The 16,497-nt window shown below is 64.3% G+C and carries 13 protein-coding genes and 1 pseudogene; 6 read left to right on the plus strand and 8 right to left on the minus strand.

All coding sequences use genetic code 11. The annotated features are described in order from the left end of the window. Positions 1 to 88 precede the first annotated feature (88 nt). Together ACNQPL_RS10580 and rarD are read left to right on the plus strand one after the other, a co-directional pair. Positions 89 to 1,675, plus strand: coding sequence for an EAL domain-containing protein (locus ACNQPL_RS10580; protein ID WP_416466649.1), 1,587 nt, complete (start codon positions 89 to 91; stop codon positions 1,673 to 1,675). Positions 1,676 to 1,707: 32 nt separating this feature from the next. Further along, entirely contained in the window at positions 1,708 to 2,595 is an 888-nt protein-coding gene (gene rarD, locus ACNQPL_RS10585; RefSeq protein ID WP_416466651.1) for an EamA family transporter RarD, read from the plus strand. Here the strand turns inward: rarD and ACNQPL_RS10590 are convergent. Continuing rightward, positions 2,558 to 4,129, minus strand: a complete 1,572-nt coding sequence (locus tag ACNQPL_RS10590) for a TerC family protein (protein ID WP_416466652.1) — start codon at positions 4,127 to 4,129, stop codon at positions 2,558 to 2,560. The two genes, rarD and ACNQPL_RS10590, sit on opposite strands and share 38 nt — an antisense overlap. Before the next feature lie 231 nt (positions 4,130 to 4,360). Here ACNQPL_RS10590 and ACNQPL_RS10595 point away from each other — a divergent pair. Then, positions 4,361 to 4,471, plus strand: a pseudogene (locus tag ACNQPL_RS10595) (dihydrodipicolinate synthase family protein); the annotation flags it as partial. 309 nt (positions 4,472 to 4,780) lie between these two features. Here the strand turns inward: ACNQPL_RS10595 and ACNQPL_RS10600 are convergent. The 3 genes from ACNQPL_RS10600 to ACNQPL_RS10610 form a co-directional block, all read right to left on the minus strand. Next, the gene (locus ACNQPL_RS10600) at positions 4,781 to 6,199 is read right to left on the minus strand and encodes a short-chain fatty acid transporter (protein WP_416466654.1); all 1,419 of its coding nucleotides are present in this window, start codon (positions 6,197 to 6,199) and stop codon (positions 4,781 to 4,783) included. 108 nt (positions 6,200 to 6,307) lie between these two features. Continuing rightward, positions 6,308 to 6,964: a CoA transferase subunit B gene (locus ACNQPL_RS10605; protein WP_346613176.1), complete on the minus strand. Its 657-nt coding sequence runs from the start codon at positions 6,962 to 6,964 to the stop codon at positions 6,308 to 6,310. 35 nt (positions 6,965 to 6,999) lie between these two features. Then, positions 7,000 to 7,698, minus strand: a complete 699-nt coding sequence (locus ACNQPL_RS10610) for a CoA transferase subunit A (protein ID WP_346613175.1) — start codon at positions 7,696 to 7,698, stop codon at positions 7,000 to 7,002. A 138-nt stretch (positions 7,699 to 7,836) separates the two neighbouring features. Between ACNQPL_RS10610 and ACNQPL_RS10615 the strand changes: the two genes are divergently transcribed. Beyond that, positions 7,837 to 8,742 carry a LysR family transcriptional regulator gene (locus ACNQPL_RS10615; protein ID WP_346613174.1) on the plus strand — a complete coding sequence of 302 codons (906 nt, stop codon included), beginning with the start codon at positions 7,837 to 7,839 and terminating at the stop codon, positions 8,740 to 8,742. Further along, positions 8,730 to 9,551, plus strand: a complete 822-nt coding sequence (locus ACNQPL_RS10620) for an aldo/keto reductase (protein ID WP_346613173.1) — start codon at positions 8,730 to 8,732, stop codon at positions 9,549 to 9,551. The genes ACNQPL_RS10615 and ACNQPL_RS10620 overlap by 13 nt, the downstream gene beginning before the upstream one ends. Before the next feature lie 74 nt (positions 9,552 to 9,625). Here the strand turns inward: ACNQPL_RS10620 and ACNQPL_RS10625 are convergent, their stop codons facing one another. The 4 genes from ACNQPL_RS10625 to lexA are packed head-to-tail and all read right to left on the minus strand — an operon-like array spanning position 9,626 to position 15,365. Continuing rightward, positions 9,626 to 12,706 (minus strand): error-prone DNA polymerase, encoded by a 3,081-nt coding sequence (locus tag ACNQPL_RS10625; RefSeq protein WP_416466655.1) that lies wholly within the window; start codon positions 12,704 to 12,706, stop codon positions 9,626 to 9,628. After that, on the minus strand, positions 12,703 to 14,121 hold the full coding sequence (locus tag ACNQPL_RS10630) for a Y-family DNA polymerase (RefSeq protein WP_416466656.1): 1,419 nt from the start codon (positions 14,119 to 14,121) through the stop codon (positions 12,703 to 12,705). Before ACNQPL_RS10630 ends, ACNQPL_RS10625 begins: the two co-directional genes overlap by 4 nt. A gap of 6 nt (positions 14,122 to 14,127) precedes the next feature. Next, positions 14,128 to 14,748, minus strand: a complete 621-nt coding sequence (imuA, locus tag ACNQPL_RS10635; RefSeq protein WP_416466657.1) for a translesion DNA synthesis-associated protein ImuA — start codon at positions 14,746 to 14,748, stop codon at positions 14,128 to 14,130. Next, entirely contained in the window at positions 14,748 to 15,365 is a 618-nt protein-coding gene (lexA, locus tag ACNQPL_RS10640) for a transcriptional repressor LexA (protein WP_346613169.1), read from the minus strand. Before lexA ends, imuA begins: the two co-directional genes overlap by 1 nt. A gap of 94 nt (positions 15,366 to 15,459) precedes the next feature. Here lexA and ACNQPL_RS10645 point away from each other — a divergent pair, with 94 nt between their 5' ends. Further along, entirely contained in the window at positions 15,460 to 16,134 is a 675-nt protein-coding gene (locus tag ACNQPL_RS10645; protein WP_416466658.1) for an HAD family hydrolase, read from the plus strand. Positions 16,135 to 16,497: the final 363 nt, after the last annotated feature.

Genomic DNA, 16,497 nt, shown 5'->3' on the forward strand with positions numbered 1-16,497 from the left:
CGTAAATTCCTTTGTCGCGTATTACTTGGCCACGGGCTCCGACAAGCGGCTATCCTCTGCACATTCTCCTACATGAGATCAGGCCAGCATGCCCCTCTCGGTTAAACGTTCCGCCCTCTGGAGTTGGCGCGCCCTCCTCCCCTGGGCCATTGGCGTAGTGCCGCTGGTGTTCGGCCTGGTGGTGATGAACTGGCAAATCGAGCGCGAACTGCGCGCCAGCAGCCAGGCCACCACACGCCAGGTGGTGGAGCAGGTGGAGCGCATCCTCGACAACCTCGCGCAAGCTGCCCAGGCCTTGCTGCCATTGGCCGGCAGGCCGTGCGAGGAGGCCCAGCTGGCCTTGCGTGGCGAGGTCACGCGTAATGCATTCGTGCGCTCGACCAACCTGTTCCAGCACGACACCCTGTATTGCACCTCATTGTTCGGTGACTTCGATGAACCGGTTGACGCCAGCGACTACACCGATGGCACGCTGTGGCTGATGGACGGCAACTCGGTCACACCTGGCCACGCGCTGCTGGTTTACCGTACCAGCAGTGGCGACCGCGGTGCCATCAGCACCGCCGATGGCGACCACCTGGTAACCGCACTTCGATTGATCGCCCCCGATGAAGACCTGCAATTGCGCGTTGGCAATGCCTGGATGGGCAGTGACGGGGTTGTACATCACGGCCAGCCACCGGCTTACCCTGTCGCCGACGTTACCCTGGGTTCGACCCGCTATCCGTTCAGCGTGCACGGCGGTTTTACCGCTGCCAAGCCCGGCGAACTGCTGCGCAGCCACTACCCGGCCCTGCTTAGCCTGCTGCTGTTGCTCGGGGTGGTGGCCGGCGTGGTGTGCCGCTGGCAAATCCGCCGCGCCAACTCCCCGCGCGCCGAATTGCGCCGCGCCTTGGAGGCCGACGAGTTCCTGCCCTATTTCCAGCCCGTGGTGCGCAAGGGCGATTACCGCTGGGCCGGTGCCGAAGTGCTGATGCGCTGGAACCACCCGCATGAGGGCCTGGTACGCCCCGACCTGTTCATCCCCTACGCCGAGCACAGTGGGCAGATCGTCGAGATGACCCGCGCACTGATGTTGCATACGGCACAAAGCCTGGCGCCTTATGCGGCGTTACTGGAGGACGGCTTCCATATCGGCGTCAACATCACCGCCGACCATTGCCGCGACCTGGCGCTCATCAATGATTGCCAGACCTTCCTTCAGCACTTTCCGCCCGGCCGGGTGCGACTTACCCTGGAGCTGACCGAACGCAAGCTGATCGAAGCGACCCCCGCCACCCTGGAGCTGTTCGAGAAGCTGCATGAAATGGGCGTGATGATTGCCCTGGACGACTTCGGCACGGGCCAGTCCAGCCTCAATTACCTGCGTCAGTTCAAAGTCGATTACCTGAAGATCGACCAGAGCTTCGTAGCGATGATCGGCAGTGACGCGCTGTCGCAACACATCCTCGACAGCGTCATCGAACTGTCCGGCAAGCTGGGCCTGGGCATCGTTGCCGAAGGCGTGGAAACCGAAACCCAGCGGGATTACCTTGCCAGGCACGATGTGGACTACCAGCAAGGTTATCTGTTCGCCCGCCCGATGCCGGCGGCCGAGTTTCTCCAGGCATTGGCCACCCGTCCAGGCGTTGCGCGGTTGCCGCAGGACGCGCCCCCTGAGATCATGCGCGGCTGATCCAGCCGCTTACCCCCCTATTCGAGGCATTCGTGTCAAAAGGCATTCTCTGTTCGGTCACGGCATCCTGCCTGTTCGCCGTGATGTACTTCTATACCTCCCTGCTCGCACCGCTCGATGGCGAAGAAATCTTCGGCTGGCGCACATTGTTGACCCTGCCTTGCCTGACGCTGTTCATGCTGGTGAGCAAAGACTGGACGCGGGTCGGTGACCTGCTCGCACGCGTGCGCCGGACGCCCGTATTGTTGCTGGGCATGGTCGGCACCTCGTGGTTGATGGGTGTGCAGCTATGGCTATTTCTTTGGGCCCCACTGCATGGGCGCAGCCTGGAGGTGTCGATGGGCTACTTTCTGCTGCCGCTGGCGATGGTACTGACCGGCCGGCTGGTCTATGGCGAGCGCCTGTCACGCCTGCAAAAAGTAGCGGTGGGCTGCGCGGCGCTGGGGGTTGGCCACGAGCTGTACCAAAACGGCAGTTTTGCCTGGGAGACCATGCTGGTGATGATCGGTTACCCGATCTACTTCGTCCTGCGTCGGCGCTGCCGCACCGACCACCTGGGTGGCCTGTGGTGCGACATGTGCCTGTTGCTGCCCTGGGCGTTGTACTTCGTGATCCAGGGGCCGCTGTCGACAGCAGACTTGCTGAGCCACCCAGGCCTGTACGGCCTGATCCCGCTGCTAGGGGCGATCAGTGCATCGGCCCTGATCGCCTACGTGCTGGCCAGCCGCCTGTTGCCGTTCAGCCTGTTCGGCCTGCTCAGCTACGTCGAGCCGGTGCTGCTGGTGGGCGTGGCGCTGCTGCTGGGCGAGAGCATCGGCCCGGATCAGTGGCTGACTTACCTGCCGATCTGGGCCGCAGTCCTGGTGCTGGTGCTAGAGGGCTTCAAGCATTTGATGCGCCAGCGTCGGCGTTCGGTTTGAGGCGCACCTGGCGCACCCGCCGCTCCTCCACCGCCACCACGGTCATGCTCCAGCCGTTCCAGGCCAGGTGGTCGCCGACCACCGGCAGGCGGTCCAGCAGGCTCATTACCAAGCCCGCGAGGGTCTGGTAATCCTCGGTGGCGCGGGCGCTGAAACCGGTCCGCGCCTGCACCTGGCTGAGGTTCAATGCACCGCTGACGACAAAGCCGTCGGCCTCCTCGACGATGCCGGGGCCTTCCACCTCACTGGCATCCGGCAGCTCACCCGCGATCGATTCGAGGATGTCGGTCATGGTCAGCAGGCCGGTGAAGTCACCGAATTCGTTGACCACGAAGGCGATGTGCGTCGACTGGCTGCGCATCTGCTCCAATGCATTGAGGATGCTGAAGCTTTCCAGCAGGTTCAACGGTGCCCGGGCCATGCGCTCAAGGTCTGGCTGATTGCCTGACAAAAACTCCTTGAGCAGCTCCTTCTTGTGCACGAAGCCCAGCGGCTCATCGATACGCCCCTCGCGAATCAGCGGCAGGCGCGAGTAAGGCGAGTGGGCCAAGGCCTCGGTAATGGCAGCTGCAGGCTGCGCCAGGTCGAGGACATCAACCTCGGCGCGGGCAGTCATCACCGTGCGGATCGGCCGCTCGGCCAGGTTGAGCACACCACTGATCATCACCCGCTCGCGGCGGTCGAACAGCACGTGCTCTTCACCGCCCTCGACCAGGTCGGCGATCTCTTCACCCACTTCGTCCGCCTCCACCCTGCGCCCGCCCAACAGGCGCAGCACGGCATGCGCGGTGCGCTCACGCAAGGGCCGGTGCTGCTGCAGGCTACGCTTGCGGCGGGCACGGGCCAGCTGGTTGAACAGCTCGATAAGGATCGAGAAGCCGATGGCTGCGTACAGGTAACCTTTCGGGATATGGAAGCCCAGGCCTTCGGCAGTCAGGCTGAAACCAATCATCATCAGGAAGCCCAGACACAGCATGATCACCGTCGGGTGGGCGTTGACGAAGCGGGTCAGCGGCTTGCTGGCGACAATCATGATGCCGATCGAGAAGACCACCGCGATCATCATGATCGACAACTCTTCGACCATGCCCACGGCGGTAATTACCGCATCCAGCGAGAACACCGCGTCAAGCACGACGATCTGCGCCACGATCGGCCAGAAGGCGGCATGGCGCAGCGAACCACTGGCTTGCGTGACATGGCCTTCGAGACGTTCGTGCAGCTCCATGGTGGCCTTGAACAGCAGGAACACACCACCGAACAGCATGATCAGGTCACGGCCCGAGAAGCTCTTGCCAAACACATCGATCAGCGGCGCGGTCAGGGTGACCATCCACGAGATGCTGGCCAGCAGGCCCAACCGCATGATCAGTGCCAGGCTCAAGCCGATCACCCGCGCGCGGTCACGCTGATGCGGCGGCAGCTTGTCGGCCAGAATGGCGATGAACACCAGGTTGTCGATACCCAGCACCAGCTCGAGGACGATAAGCGTCAACAGGCCTAGCCAGGCCGTGGGGTCAGCTAGCCATTCCATTAGCGGGTACTCTCGGGGACGGCGTCACGAGGACGCAGGGAGGATGGCCGTGAAAGCCAGAAACTGGGGGGCTCCGCGAAGGCGCTCATAGGGACCTTGATAGAAAATTGGGAAAATGATCCTACTAGAACAGCAGATTTTTCTGATAGCGCATAACTATTACAAAACCTGTAGGAGCAATCGGATTGCAGGTGTGGACGACGCCAGGTTCATCAATACGGTGTGCGCGCCAACGTCACCATGGTCAAGGAGAGCACTGGCGATATCCAGCGCATGCACAAGCTGCAACTGCTTGGCGAAGGCCAGGTGCCGTTCTACAACGGTTGCAACCCCTTGGCACTGGGTTTTCGGTCGTGCTGCCCAGGCCTTGGGCAAGGATTTCGGTGGAGCCAAGTTCGAGCACCCCCTCTTCTGCATGTGCTTCGACCGAGCTGAACAAGCTGGCACACAGGCTCAGGGTCAGGATGGTGGAACGGTTGATGGGCGCGAACATCGCTGCCTTACTCCTTGTACGTTTGATGAAAATCCATGGCTGCCAATGAGCGGCATTCACATGGCAACGAATCTCGTATGAGAAGCGCGTCGGTTCAACACCAAGACGTAGAGAGGGGCAGCGTTCAGCCGCCCTTCTGTCTGCAGCAACCCGTCAATTCAAGGCATCACCGGCGGCACGTATTGCAATGTCGTGCCCAACGCCCACAACAGCACCAGTACCAGTGGCACATGCACCAGCAGCTGGACAAACGAGAAGCCGATCAGGTCCCGCGCCTTGAGCCCCAGCACACCGAGCAACGGCAGCATGTAGAACGGGTTGATCAGGTTGGGCAACGCTTCGGCGGCGTTGTAGATCTGCACCGCCCAGCCCAGGTGATATTGCAGGTCGTTGGCCACCAGCATCACGTACGGTGCTTCGATGATCCACTTGCCACCGCCCGAGGGGATGAAGAAGCCCAACACTGCCGAGTACACGCCCATCAACAACGCATAGGTGTCGTGGGTGGCGATCTGGGTGAAGAACAGCGAGATGTGATGGGCCAGCGTCTGTTCGTCGATACCTTTGACCTGGGTGAGGATGGCGGCAATCGAGCCGTACAACGGGAACTGGATCAGCACACCGGTGGTGGTCGGCACCGCACGCGCCACGGCGTCGAGGAAGCTGCGCGGGCGCCAGTGCAGCAAGGCACCGAGCATGATGAACAGCAGGTTGTAGGTGTTCAGCCCGGAGATCGCGGTAATGGCCGGTTTGGTGGCGAACTCCTGGTACAGCCAGCCGCCGGCCAGGGCCACCATCAGCAGGATCAGGATCGGGCTGTATTCCAGCCATTCGCCCGGGCGCGTGCGCTGGGGCGCCGGCGGTGCAGTGAAGCTGGGGTCGACGCCGCAGTCTTCGGCGCTGCGCGCGCTGTTGGGGCCGGGTGCGGTGGCGTAGGCGATCACCAGCGAAACGATCACCAGCGCCGCCAACAGGACCCCGGACTGCCAGAGGAAGATGGTTTCGGTGAACGGGATCACCCCGGTGATCGACAGGATCGACGGCGGCAGGCTGGCCGGGTTGGCCTGCAACTGCGCCGCCGAGGACGACAGCCCCAGCGCCCACACCGCGCCCAGGCCCAGGTAGGCGGCAGCGCCGGCGGCGCGGTAGTCCATCTTGAGGTCGCTGCGACGCGCCAGCGCACGCACCAGCAAGCCACCGAAAACCAGCGACAGGCCCCAGTTGAGCAGCGATGCCAGCATCGAGATCAGCGCTACCCAGCACACCGCTGAGCGGCCATTTTTCGGCACCCGCGCCAGGCGGTCGATCAGCCGGGCGGCAGGTGGCGAGCTGGCCACTACATAGCCGCCGATGACCACGAAGGCCATTTGCATGGTGAACGGGATCAGGCTCCAGAACCCATCGCCAAAAGCCTTGGCAGTGTCGGTGGGTTTGGCTCCCATGGCCAGGGCGCCGAGGCTGACCAGCATGACGGCCAGGGCGGCAAACACCCAGGAGTCGGGGAACCAGCGCTCGGCCCAGTTGGAACAGCGCAGGGCAAAACGGGCGGAGCGGCTGTCTTGGATATCAGCGGCCACGGTGACTTCCTTTTATTGGTTTTATCGGATTGATCTGCAAAAACGCAAAAACCCTGCAAGGCGCGGCCTTGCCGGGCCGCTCCTTGCAGGGGGGGACGGTGTGAGGGTCTAGAAGGTCATTTCCTTCACATCATCCGGCACGATCAGCTTACCGGCGGTTTTCGCGATGATCTCTTCAATGCTCACCCCCGGCGCGGTTTCGCGCAGGATAAAGGCGCCGTCTTCGATCTCCAGATAGGCCAGGTCGGTCAGCACCTTGCGAATGCACCCGGCGCCGGTCAGCGGCAGGCTGCAACGCGGCAGCAGCTTGGACTCGCCGTCCTTGGAGGCGTGGGTCATGGTAACGATGATGTTCTCGGCACCGGCCACCAGGTCCATGGCGCCGCCCATGCCCTTCACCAGCTTGCCAGGGATCATCCACGAGGCGATGTTGCCCTCCACGTCCACCTCGAAAGCACCGAGCACGGTTAGGTCGACGTGGCCGCCACGGATCATGGCAAAAGACTGGGCCGAATCGAAGATCGAAGCACCGCGGCGGGCGGTGACGGTCTGCTTGCCGGCGTTGATCATGTCGGGGTCGAGGGTGCTTTCGGTGGGGAACTCGCCCATGCCGAGCAGGCCGTTTTCCGACTGCAGCATGACGTCCATGTCGGCCGGTACATAGTTGGCCACCAGGGTCGGGATACCAATGCCGAGGTTGACGTAGAAGCCGTCCTTCAGTTCACGGGCGACGCGTTGCGCCATCTGTTCGCGGGTCAATGCCATGGTCAGGATCTCTTTGTTGTTCTGAAGGGCGGCGCTCAGGCCTTGACGGTGCGCTTTTCGATGCGCTTTTCGAACGTGCCGACAATCACTCGGTCGACGAAGATGCCCGGGGTGTGGATTTCGCTGGGCAGCAGCACGCCAGGCTCGACAATCTCTTCCACTTCGACCACGGTGATCTTGCCGGCGGTGGCGGCCAGCGGGTTGAAGTTTTGCGCCGTATTGCGGTACACGACGTTGCCGTAGTGGTCAGCCTTCCAGCCCTTGACGATGGCGAAGTCGCCGGTGATGGCTTCTTCAAGGATGTACTTGCGGCCCTTGAACTCGCGCACTTCCTTGCCCTCTGCGACCGGAGTGCCGTAGCCGGTGGCGGTATAGAAGGCCGGGATGCCGGCGCCGCCGGCGCGCATTTTTTCGGCGAGGGTGCCCTGCGGGGTCAGTTCCACGTCGAGTTCGCCGCTGAGCAGCTGGCGTTCGAATTCGGCGTTCTCGCCCACGTAGGAGGCAATCATCTTACGGATCTGCCGGTCTTCCAGCAGCACGCCCAGGCCGAAGCCGTCGACGCCGCAGTTGTTGGAGACAACGGTCAGGCCCTTGACGCCGCGGCGCTTGATTTCGGCGATGAGGTTTTCCGGAATGCCGCACAGGCCAAAGCCGCCGGCCAGTACTGTCATGTTGTCGGTCAGGCCTTCGAGGGCCTGTTCATAGGTTGCTACGCGCTTGTCCAGTCCGGCCATACTGATCCGCCTTTTGTAGTTGTTGACCGACGAGGCTGTCGGTGAGCGTGTGCAACCATCTTCACCGCTGGCGACTGATTTGTTAATTTTGTTTTCATCATTGATTGATAACTTTTTCAAAACAACCGTGAGCCCGCCATGAACGTCAAGCAACTGCGCGCCTTTGTCGCCGTGGCCAAGTACCAGAGTTTTGCCCAGGCCGGTGAACACCTGCATGTGTCCCAGCCGGCCCTGAGCCTGACCATCAAGGCGCTGGAGGACAACCTGGGCGGCGCCCTGCTCACCCGCACCACCCGCAGCGTCAGCCTGACGGCCGAGGGCGAAGTGCTGCTGCCCCTGGCCCGGCGGCTGCTGGCCGACTGGGATGACACCGAGGAAATGCTGCGCCAGCGCTTTACCCTGCAACTGGGGCGGGTATCGGTGGCGGCGATTCCGGCCTTTGCCGGCAACCTGCTGCCCCATTCGCTCAAGGTATTCCGCCAGCGTTACCCCAAGGTCAACGTCACGGTGCACGACGTGATCAACGAACAGGTGCTGGAACTGGTGCGCCATCGCCGCGTCGAACTGGGCATTGGCTTCGAGCCGGACAACACCGACGGTTTGCGCTTCCACCCGCTGTACATGGACCGCTTCGTTGCCGTGGTGCCAGCCGACTCGCCGCTCGCGTTACAGGCCGAAGTCAGCTGGACACAATTGCTGGCCGAGGATTTCATCGCCCTGCAACGCCCCTCGGCGGTGCGCCTGTTGCTGGAGCAGAACGTCGCGGCGCTGCACGGCAAGCTGGCGGTGGCGTTCGAGAGCCACCAGCTGTCGACCATCGGCCGCATGGTCGCCAGTGGCCTGGGGGTCAGCGCGGTGCCAGCGCTGTGCATCAACCAGATGCAAGAGCTTGGCGCGCGCTGCCTCAGGCTGGTAGAGCCAGCGGTCGAACGGCGCATCGGCGTGATCGCCCTGGGCGACCATAAACTCTCCACGGCAGCCCAGGCGCTGCTTGAGGTACTGCTTTGCACCACTCAGACTCCGGAGGTGACATGCGATACGTGAAACTGGCAGGTAACGAGGTACCGGCCATTGGCCAGGGCACCTGGTACATGGGCGAAGACCCCGCCCGCAGGGCGGCCGAGGTTGCCGCCCTGCAGCAGGGCATCGACCTGGGCATGAGCTTGATCGACACCGCCGAGATGTATGCCGAAGGTGGCGCCGAAACAGTGGTCGGCCAGGCCATCGCCGGGCGGCGCGAGCAGGTATTTCTGGTTAGCAAGGTGTACCCGCACAACGCCAGCCAGCGCGGCGTGCCGGCTGCCTGTGAGCGCAGCCTGAAACGCCTGGGCACCGACGTCATCGACCTGTACCTGCTGCACTGGCGTGGCCAGTACCCGCTGGAGGAAACCGTCGAAGCGTTCGAGCGCTTGCGCGAGCAGGGCAAGATCCGCCGCTGGGGCGTTTCCAACTTCGATGTCGACGACCTGCGTGAACTGCACAACCCGGATTGCGCCACCAACCAGGTGCTGTACAACCCGGCGCAACGGGGGATCGAGTTCGACCTGTTGCCGTGGAGCCGGCAGCGCGGCTTGCCGACCATGGCTTACTGCCCGTTGGCCCAGGCAGGGCAACTGTTGCAGCACCCGGTAATCGCCGAGATTGCCGAGCGGCATGGAGCAACGCCGGCGCAGGTGAGCCTGGCCTGGGTCACGCGCGATGACGGGGTGATCGCCATTCCCAAGGCCGTGGCCCCTGAGCATGTGCAGTTGAATGCCGCGGCGGGGGCATTGACCTTGACCAGCGAGGACCTGCGAGCGATCGATCGGGCGTTTCCGGCGCCAAAGCGCAAGCAGCATCTGGCGATGGTCTGAGAGATTCCGCAGACCTCTTCGCGGGTGAACCCGCTCCTGCAGGAGCGGGCTTGCCCGCGAGGCGGCGCGTGAGATCAGTGGAAATCCCGGCTACGCACATCCAGCCCTTGCAACAACGGGCTGACATCTTCCAGCCGCCGCGCAATCAGGTGCCGCACCCCGTTTTCCTGCTCCAGCCGCCCGCTCACCTTGAGCAGTTGCGACCCCACCAACGCCCGCCGCTGCCGCTCGGCCAGTTCGCGCCAGACCACCACATTGACCATGCCGAACTCATCTTCGAGGGTGACGAAGGTCACGCCGCTGGCAGTCTGTGGCCGTTGCCGCCCCACCACCAGGCCGGCCACGGCGACCGCATCGCCATGCTCAACACCCGCCAGCTCGCGTGAACTGCGACAGCCCAGCGCCCGCAAACGTGGGCGCAACAACGCTAGCGGATGGGGCCCGAGCGTCGTGCCCAGGGTGTCGTAATCGGCGACCAGGTCCTCGCCGACGGTTGGCGCAGGCAGCGCCACTGCAACCTCAGCCGCTGGTTCCACGTCTGCAAACAACGGTAGCTGCGGCTGCACCGCAGCCACCTGCCAGCGTGCCTGATGGCGGTCGCTGGCCAACGCGCGCAGTGCCCCGGCATCGGCCAGCCGGGCACGGGCCCTGCTGTCGAGCGCTGCACGCAAGCACAGGTCTTCAACATCGCGCCACGGCTTGGCCGCCCTCGCCTCTTCAAGCCGCCGGGCATCGGCTTCGGCGAACCCGCGAATCTGGCGCAACCCCAGGCGGATGGCCAAATCTTCCTCGGCAACCGGTTCCAGGGTGCAATCCCATTGGCTATGGAATACATCAACCGGCCGCACTTCTATCCCTTGGCGTCGGGCCTCCTGCAGCAGCTGATCAGGGCTGTAAAAACCCATCGGCCAGCTGTTGACCAGGGCACAGGTGAATATCGCCGGCTCATGGCATTTGAGCCAGCTGCTGGCGTAACACAGCAACGCGAAACTGGCCGCGTGCGACTCGGGGAAACCGTAGCTGCCAAAGCCCTTGATCTGCTCGAAGATGCGCTCGGCAAAGGCCAAATCGTAACCGTTGCGCAACATGCCCTGGACCAGCCGTTCACGGTGCGGCTCCAGGCCGCCGTGGCGCTTCCATGCAGCCATGCTGCGGCGCAACTGGTCGGCCTCGCCTGGGCTGTAGTCGGCAGCGACCATGGCCAGTTCCATAACCTGCTCCTGGAACAACGGTACGCCCAACGTACGTTCGAACACTTCCTTGAGCTTGGGCGACGGGTAGGTGACCGGCTCCTGCTTCAGCCGCCTGCGCAGGTAGGGGTGCACCATGTCACCCTGGATAGGCCCCGGGCGCACGATCGCCACCTCGATCACCAGGTCGTAGAACGTCACCGGCTTGAGCCGGGGCAGCATGGCCATTTGCGCCCGAGATTCGATCTGGAACACACCCATGGTCTCGGCGCGGCTGATCATCGCGTACGTGGCCGGGTCTTCGCTGGGGATGGTCGCCAGGGTCAGGTGCCGGCCACGGTGGTGCTGCAACAGGTCAAAGCAACGGCGCAAGGCGCTGAGCATGCCAAGGGCGAGCACATCGACCTTGAGCAGGCCGACCATGTCCAGGTCGTCCTTGTCCCACTGGATGACCGTGCGTTCGGCCATGGCGGCGTTTTCCACCGGCACCAGGTGGTCCAGCGGCTGTTCGGAAATGACGAAACCACCCGGGTGCTGTGACAGATGACGCGGAAAGCCGATCAGCGCGCCGGCCAGCACCAGGATGCGCTGCAATGAAGGGCTGCCAGGCTCGAAACCAGCCTCGGCCAGGCGCTGCTCGTCGGGAATGCGATCGCTCCAGCGGCCACAGCATTTTGCCAGGGCATCCACCTGATCGGCAGGCAAGCCAAGCACTCGAGCCACATCGCGTACCGCCCCGGCAGCATGATAGGTGTTGACCACCGCGGTGAGCGCAGCGCGATGCCGCCCGTAGCGGCGGAACACGTACTGGATCACTTCTTCGCGGCGCTCATGTTCGAAGTCCACGTCGATATCCGGAGGCTCGTTGCGCTCGCGGGACAGGAAACGCTCGAACAGCAGCCGATGGGCCATTGGGTCCAGTTCGGTGATACCGAGCACGAAGCACACCACCGAGTTGGCCGCTGAGCCGCGGCCCTGGCAGAGGATGTGCTGGCTGCGGGCAAAGGCGACGATATCGTGCACGGTCAGGAAGTAGCTTTCGTAGCCAAGCTCTTCGATCAGCGCGAGCTCTTTTTCCAGGACTTCCCTGACCTTGTCGCTCGGCCCTGAGGGCCAGCGCAGCGGCAGGCCGCGCTCACACAGTTGGCGAAGCCAGCTGGCAGGCGTTTGCCCCTCGGGCACCAGCTCACGTGGGTATTGATACTTGAGTTCACTCAAATCGAACTGGCAACGGTCGGCAATGCTGAGGGTTTCGGCCAGCAGGTCGGCCGGGTACAGCTCGGCGAGTTGACTCCGGGTGCGCAGGTGGCGCTCACCATTGGCGAACAGGAACCGCCCGGCCTCGGCGACGCTGCAATGCTGGCGGATGGCGGTCATGCAATCTTGCAGCGCGCGCCGACCGCGAATGTGCATGTGCACGTCGCCACAGGCTACGGCTCGGACACTCAAACGAGCCGCCAGAGCGCGAAGTTGAGCCAGGCGAAGTGGGTCATCGCTGCCGCGATGCAGGTGCACGCCCAGCCACAGCCGTTCGCCGAACAAGGCTTGCAGCCACAGGCCAGGTGTGGGGTCGCTGGGGTCGTCGGCAATCCATAACGCCAGCAGACCTTGATGATGCTGGCGCAGGTCGTCACTGAAAAGCTGGTAATCGCCCTTCTCTGCGCGCCGCCGTGCGCGGGTGATCAATGCACACAGGTTTTGGTAACCGCTGAGGTTTTGCACCAGCAGCACCAGTTTCGGCCCGTCCTGCAGTTGTACTTCACTGCCGACGATCAAGCGTAACTGCTGCTCCTTGGCGGCCTGCCAGGCGCGCACGATTCCTGCCAAGGTGCACTCGTCAGTGATTGCCAGGGCCTGGTAGCCCTGCTCTCGGGCGCGACGGAACAGCTCCTCGGCGCTGGAGGCGCCGCGCTGGAAACTGAAGTTGGACAGGCAATGCAGTTCGGCGTAGCCCGGGGTGCTCATGCGAACCACCCCTGCAGCCACAGCGGGCCGGGTTGCGCCAGGTCGTGATAGGCCCAGCCACGCAACCCTTCACGGGTTTCGATGCGGTAATAGTCGCGGCGCACATCGCCACCGTCCCACCAGCCCGACTCGATGCGTTCGGCCTGCCCCAGCAACCGGTGCCCGCTGGCCTCCAGCACTTGCGGCTGAGGCAACAGCCAGCCGGGGCGGCTCCCGGGCATGGCTGGCAGGCTGCCAGGGGCGCCTTGTTCGGCGGGCAGCCAGGCACATTCGGGGCGGTGGTCGGCTTCAGCGCGCAGGCCCTTGACCGCTTCGTCCCCCAAGCGGGCACGCAGGCGTTCGCGCAACTGTTCCCAGGGTTGGGCCTGCTGGGCACGGGGATCGAACAAGGCCTGGTGCTGAGGCACGAATGGAGGCAAGTCATCGGCTACCAAGCGCACGTTGCGCACTGGTGACGGAATACGCAGCGGCTCCAGGCGCCCACGTGCCAGCTCGAACAGCATCGCCGCATCACGCTCGGCGGCCAGCAGGCCAACCTGCAATTGCGTGTCCGGCCCTTCGGCGTGCTCCAGGTACAGGCAAAAGCGCTGAACGCCGCAGTCACGCCCGGCAAGAAAGGCGGCAAGGTCGTTGAGCATGCGCCGCAACGGGAACAGCAGCGCCTGGTGCGACTCGACGTCGAAGTTGAGTTCCAAGCGCGTTTCGAAACGGTCTGGCGGTTGATAGAAACCCAGCCCCAGCGTGCGCAGGCCTAGCACCTGGTCCAGGTGCAACTGGACCTGGGCGGAAAAACGCCTGGCCAAGGCATCGCGTGGCAGTTCCAGTACCTGGCCAAGTTGATGCAAGCCCATGCGGGCGAAGGCTTCTGCGGCTTCCTTGGGCAGCCCTATCCGCGCGGTGGGCATGCGTGCCAGCGCGGCTCGTGTGTCTTGCGGGTCGGTCAGTGCCAGGCCGTCATGGCCGTTGGCAAGCATGCGGGCTGCTACCGGGTTGGTGGCCAGCACAATGCGCTGGCGCAGCCCCAATGCTGTCAGCTCCTCGCGCAGGCGGGCCTCGAACACCGGCCAAGGGCCAAACAGCTGCAGGCTTGAGCCCACTTCCAGCAACAGGGCACGCGGATAGTGCAGGCTGACCTGGGCACTGTAGCGGTAGGCCCAGGCCGCGAGCAGTTGCTGCAGTTGGTCCATGCGCGCGTCATCGGCCTCGACGCAGTGGAAACCATCGGCCAGCGCGCGTGCGGCGGTCAACGTTTGCCCGGCGCGCAAGCCGAGTGCTGTCGCTGAGGGGTTGACGGCCTGCAGCACGCGACGCTGCACCGGCCCGCCGATCAGCACCAGTGGCGCATCGGCGTCGTCGCGCTCGCGCAGGATCGCGTCCAGCGCCAGTTGCGGCAGGAGAATGCAGGCCCAGAGCATGCTGCATCAGCCCCGCCCAGGGCAGGCGATGGCAGCAGCCGGCGGCATACCGCCCCGGCACTTGAGCACGCGCCATTGCGCGGGCCGGGTGTCGATGGCGATGCGCAGCGCAGCCGGCGAAGGGTTGTGCGCGGCCTGTTGCGGCCTGCAGGCAAAGGCCAGCGCCTGACCGGTTTCGGCCGCCACCTGCAGCCGCCGCAGGGCACGGTCATCGGCGCGCTCCGGCCAGCACAGCACGGCGGCGCAGCTGCCAGAGCGCAGGCACTGCTCGGCAGCCCACAGCGCATCGGCCTGCTCGGCATCCACCTGGACCAGCCAGCGTAGATCCACGCCAGCCGCTTGCCAGGCAGGCGCGTAAGGAATGAAAGGGGGGGCGACCAGCACCACGCGCCCACCTTCGGCCGTCAGCCGCGCCAACGAGGGCCACAACAGTTGCAGCTCGCCACAACCAGGGCTGGCCAGCAACAGTTCGCTGAGCGCTGCCGCAGGCCAGCCGCCATCAGGCAGGCGCTGGTCCAGCAGGGCATGGCCGGTTGGCTGCAACCCGCTCGGGCGCACCTGGGCTTGACGCCCCCGCCAGACCTGGCGCTGGTCCAGCAGCCGATCGAGATCGACCACCGCGCCCATCAGTCGCGCCTCAGCAGGCCGCAGAACACGCCTTCGATGAAGAATTCGCGCTCGGGGCCGACATCGATCGGCGCATAGGCCGGGTTGCGCGGCAACAGCCGGTAGCCTCCGGGCTGGCGTTGCAGGCGTTTGATGGTGACCTCGCCGTCCAGGCGAGCGACTACGATCTGGCCGTCACGGGCATCACCTTGCTGGCGGATACCCACCAGGTCACCGTCGAAAATGCCGTCATCGACCATCGAGTCGCCGCGCACCTTCAGCAGGTAGTCCGGGGTACGGCGGAACAGGCTGGGGTCGAGCAGCAACTGTTCGTGAATACCCAGGTCGGGGCCGATGGGCGCACCTGCCGCCACCTGGCCCAGCACGGGCAGTTCGAGGATCTCCGGGCGGCGCAGCGGCTCGGCCAGGCGGATGCCCCGCGCCTGGTTGGGCGTGACGTCGATGTAACCGGCCTGGCACAAGGCGGTGATGTGCTTGCGCGCGACGCTGCGCGAAGCGAAGCCGAAGCGGCTGGCGATGTCGGCAAGGCTCGGCGGCTGGCCGTGATCGCCAATGCGCTCACGGATGAATTCGAGAATGGCACGACGTTTGGGGGTTAGATTGTCCATGGAGCACATTTGTACTCTTTTCGTAGCACACTGAACAGCCCCCTTCGTCGTCAGGTTTCGCTATCATCCCCAGGCTTATGTTTTTTCAATGCCTGGATACCTGATGCTGACTGCCCTGCTGTTCGACCTCGACGGAACCCTGACCGATACCGACACCCTGCACTTGCAGGCTTTCCGCCAGTTGCTGCGTGAGCATGACGGCCGTGAACTGACCCAGGCGCAGTTCGATGCCCAGATCAGTGGCCGCGCCAATGGGCCGTTGTTTGCCGAACTGTTTGCGCAGGCAAGCGCGGCTGAATGCCTTGTACTGGCCGATCGCAAGGAGGCGCTGTTCCGTGAGCTGGCCCCGGCGCTCGAACCCATGCCGGGCTTGGTGCGCCTGCTGGAGCATGCCCAGGCCAACGGCATTGGCATGTGTGTGGTGACCAATGCACCTCGGCTCAATGCCGAGCACATGCTGGCAGCGATGGGCCTGGAGGCGCGCTTCGAGCATGTGCTGGTGGCTGAGGAGCTGGCGCGGCCGAAGCCGGATCCGCTGCCTTACTTGACTGGCCTTGAGCGCCTGGGCGCGGAGGCAGGGCAGGCGCTGGCGTTCGAGGATTCGTTGCCGGGGGTCAAGGCCGCCAGCGGTGCCGGGATTTTCACCGTTGGTATCGCCACGACCCAGACGCCAGAGCGGTTGCTGGCTGCGGGGGCGAGTTTGGTGGTAGATGATTTCGACGATCCGCGGTTGTGGGCGGTGATTGCGCAGATGGAAGCCGGGCGGTTGGTGAAATGAGTGATGCCTTGATGTGTTCGCCGTGGGGGGGTTGGTGTTCTTGAGATCGAGCGCCGCCCGCGCGAAGCGCTTGCCTTGGGATCTTCAGCGCCCTTGAGATCGAGCGCCGCCCGCGCGGCGCATCGCGAAGCGCTTGCCTTGGGATCTTCAGCGCCCTTGAGATCGAGCGCCGCCCGCGCGGCGCATCGCAAAGCGCTTGCCTTGGGATCTTCAGCGCCCTTGAGATCGAGCGCCGCCCGCGCGGCGCATCGCGGGCAAGCCCGCTCCCACATTTGTTGCAACGTGCCATGGCCTGATAGGCCATAGTTGCCAGCCTTGTTAGCACGACGCGATTTTTTGGTTGGCGCGGCCGGCGCCCCACCT

The organism is Pseudomonas sp. LFS044 (genome assembly GCF_047978245.1).
Taxonomy (GTDB): domain Bacteria; phylum Pseudomonadota; class Gammaproteobacteria; order Pseudomonadales; family Pseudomonadaceae; genus Aquipseudomonas.

What these genes read in the sequence shown, in the direction of transcription:
- lexA (WP_346613169.1), bottom strand. Translation starts at nt 15,365, where the DNA reads ATGTGCTCCATGGACAATCTAACCCCCAAACGTCGTGCCATTCTCGAA.
- imuA (WP_416466657.1), bottom strand. Translation starts at nt 14,748, where the DNA reads ATGGGCGCGGTGGTCGATCTCGATCGGCTGCTGGACCAGCGCCAGGTC.
- ACNQPL_RS10625 (WP_416466655.1), bottom strand. Translation starts at nt 12,706, where the DNA reads ATGAGCACCCCGGGCTACGCCGAACTGCATTGCCTGTCCAACTTCAGT.
- ACNQPL_RS10630 (WP_416466656.1), bottom strand. Translation starts at nt 14,121, where the DNA reads ATGCTCTGGGCCTGCATTCTCCTGCCGCAACTGGCGCTGGACGCGATC.
- ACNQPL_RS10590 (WP_416466652.1), bottom strand. Translation starts at nt 4,129, where the DNA reads ATGGAATGGCTAGCTGACCCCACGGCCTGGCTAGGCCTGTTGACGCTT.
- ACNQPL_RS10610 (WP_346613175.1), bottom strand. Translation starts at nt 7,698, where the DNA reads ATGGCCGGACTGGACAAGCGCGTAGCAACCTATGAACAGGCCCTCGAA.
- ACNQPL_RS10645 (WP_416466658.1), top strand. Translation starts at nt 15,460, where the DNA reads ATGCTGACTGCCCTGCTGTTCGACCTCGACGGAACCCTGACCGATACC.
- ACNQPL_RS10620 (WP_346613173.1), top strand. Translation starts at nt 8,730, where the DNA reads ATGCGATACGTGAAACTGGCAGGTAACGAGGTACCGGCCATTGGCCAG.
- ACNQPL_RS10580 (WP_416466649.1), top strand. Translation starts at nt 89, where the DNA reads ATGCCCCTCTCGGTTAAACGTTCCGCCCTCTGGAGTTGGCGCGCCCTC.
- ACNQPL_RS10605 (WP_346613176.1), bottom strand. Translation starts at nt 6,964, where the DNA reads ATGGCATTGACCCGCGAACAGATGGCGCAACGCGTCGCCCGTGAACTG.
- ACNQPL_RS10615 (WP_346613174.1), top strand. Translation starts at nt 7,837, where the DNA reads ATGAACGTCAAGCAACTGCGCGCCTTTGTCGCCGTGGCCAAGTACCAG.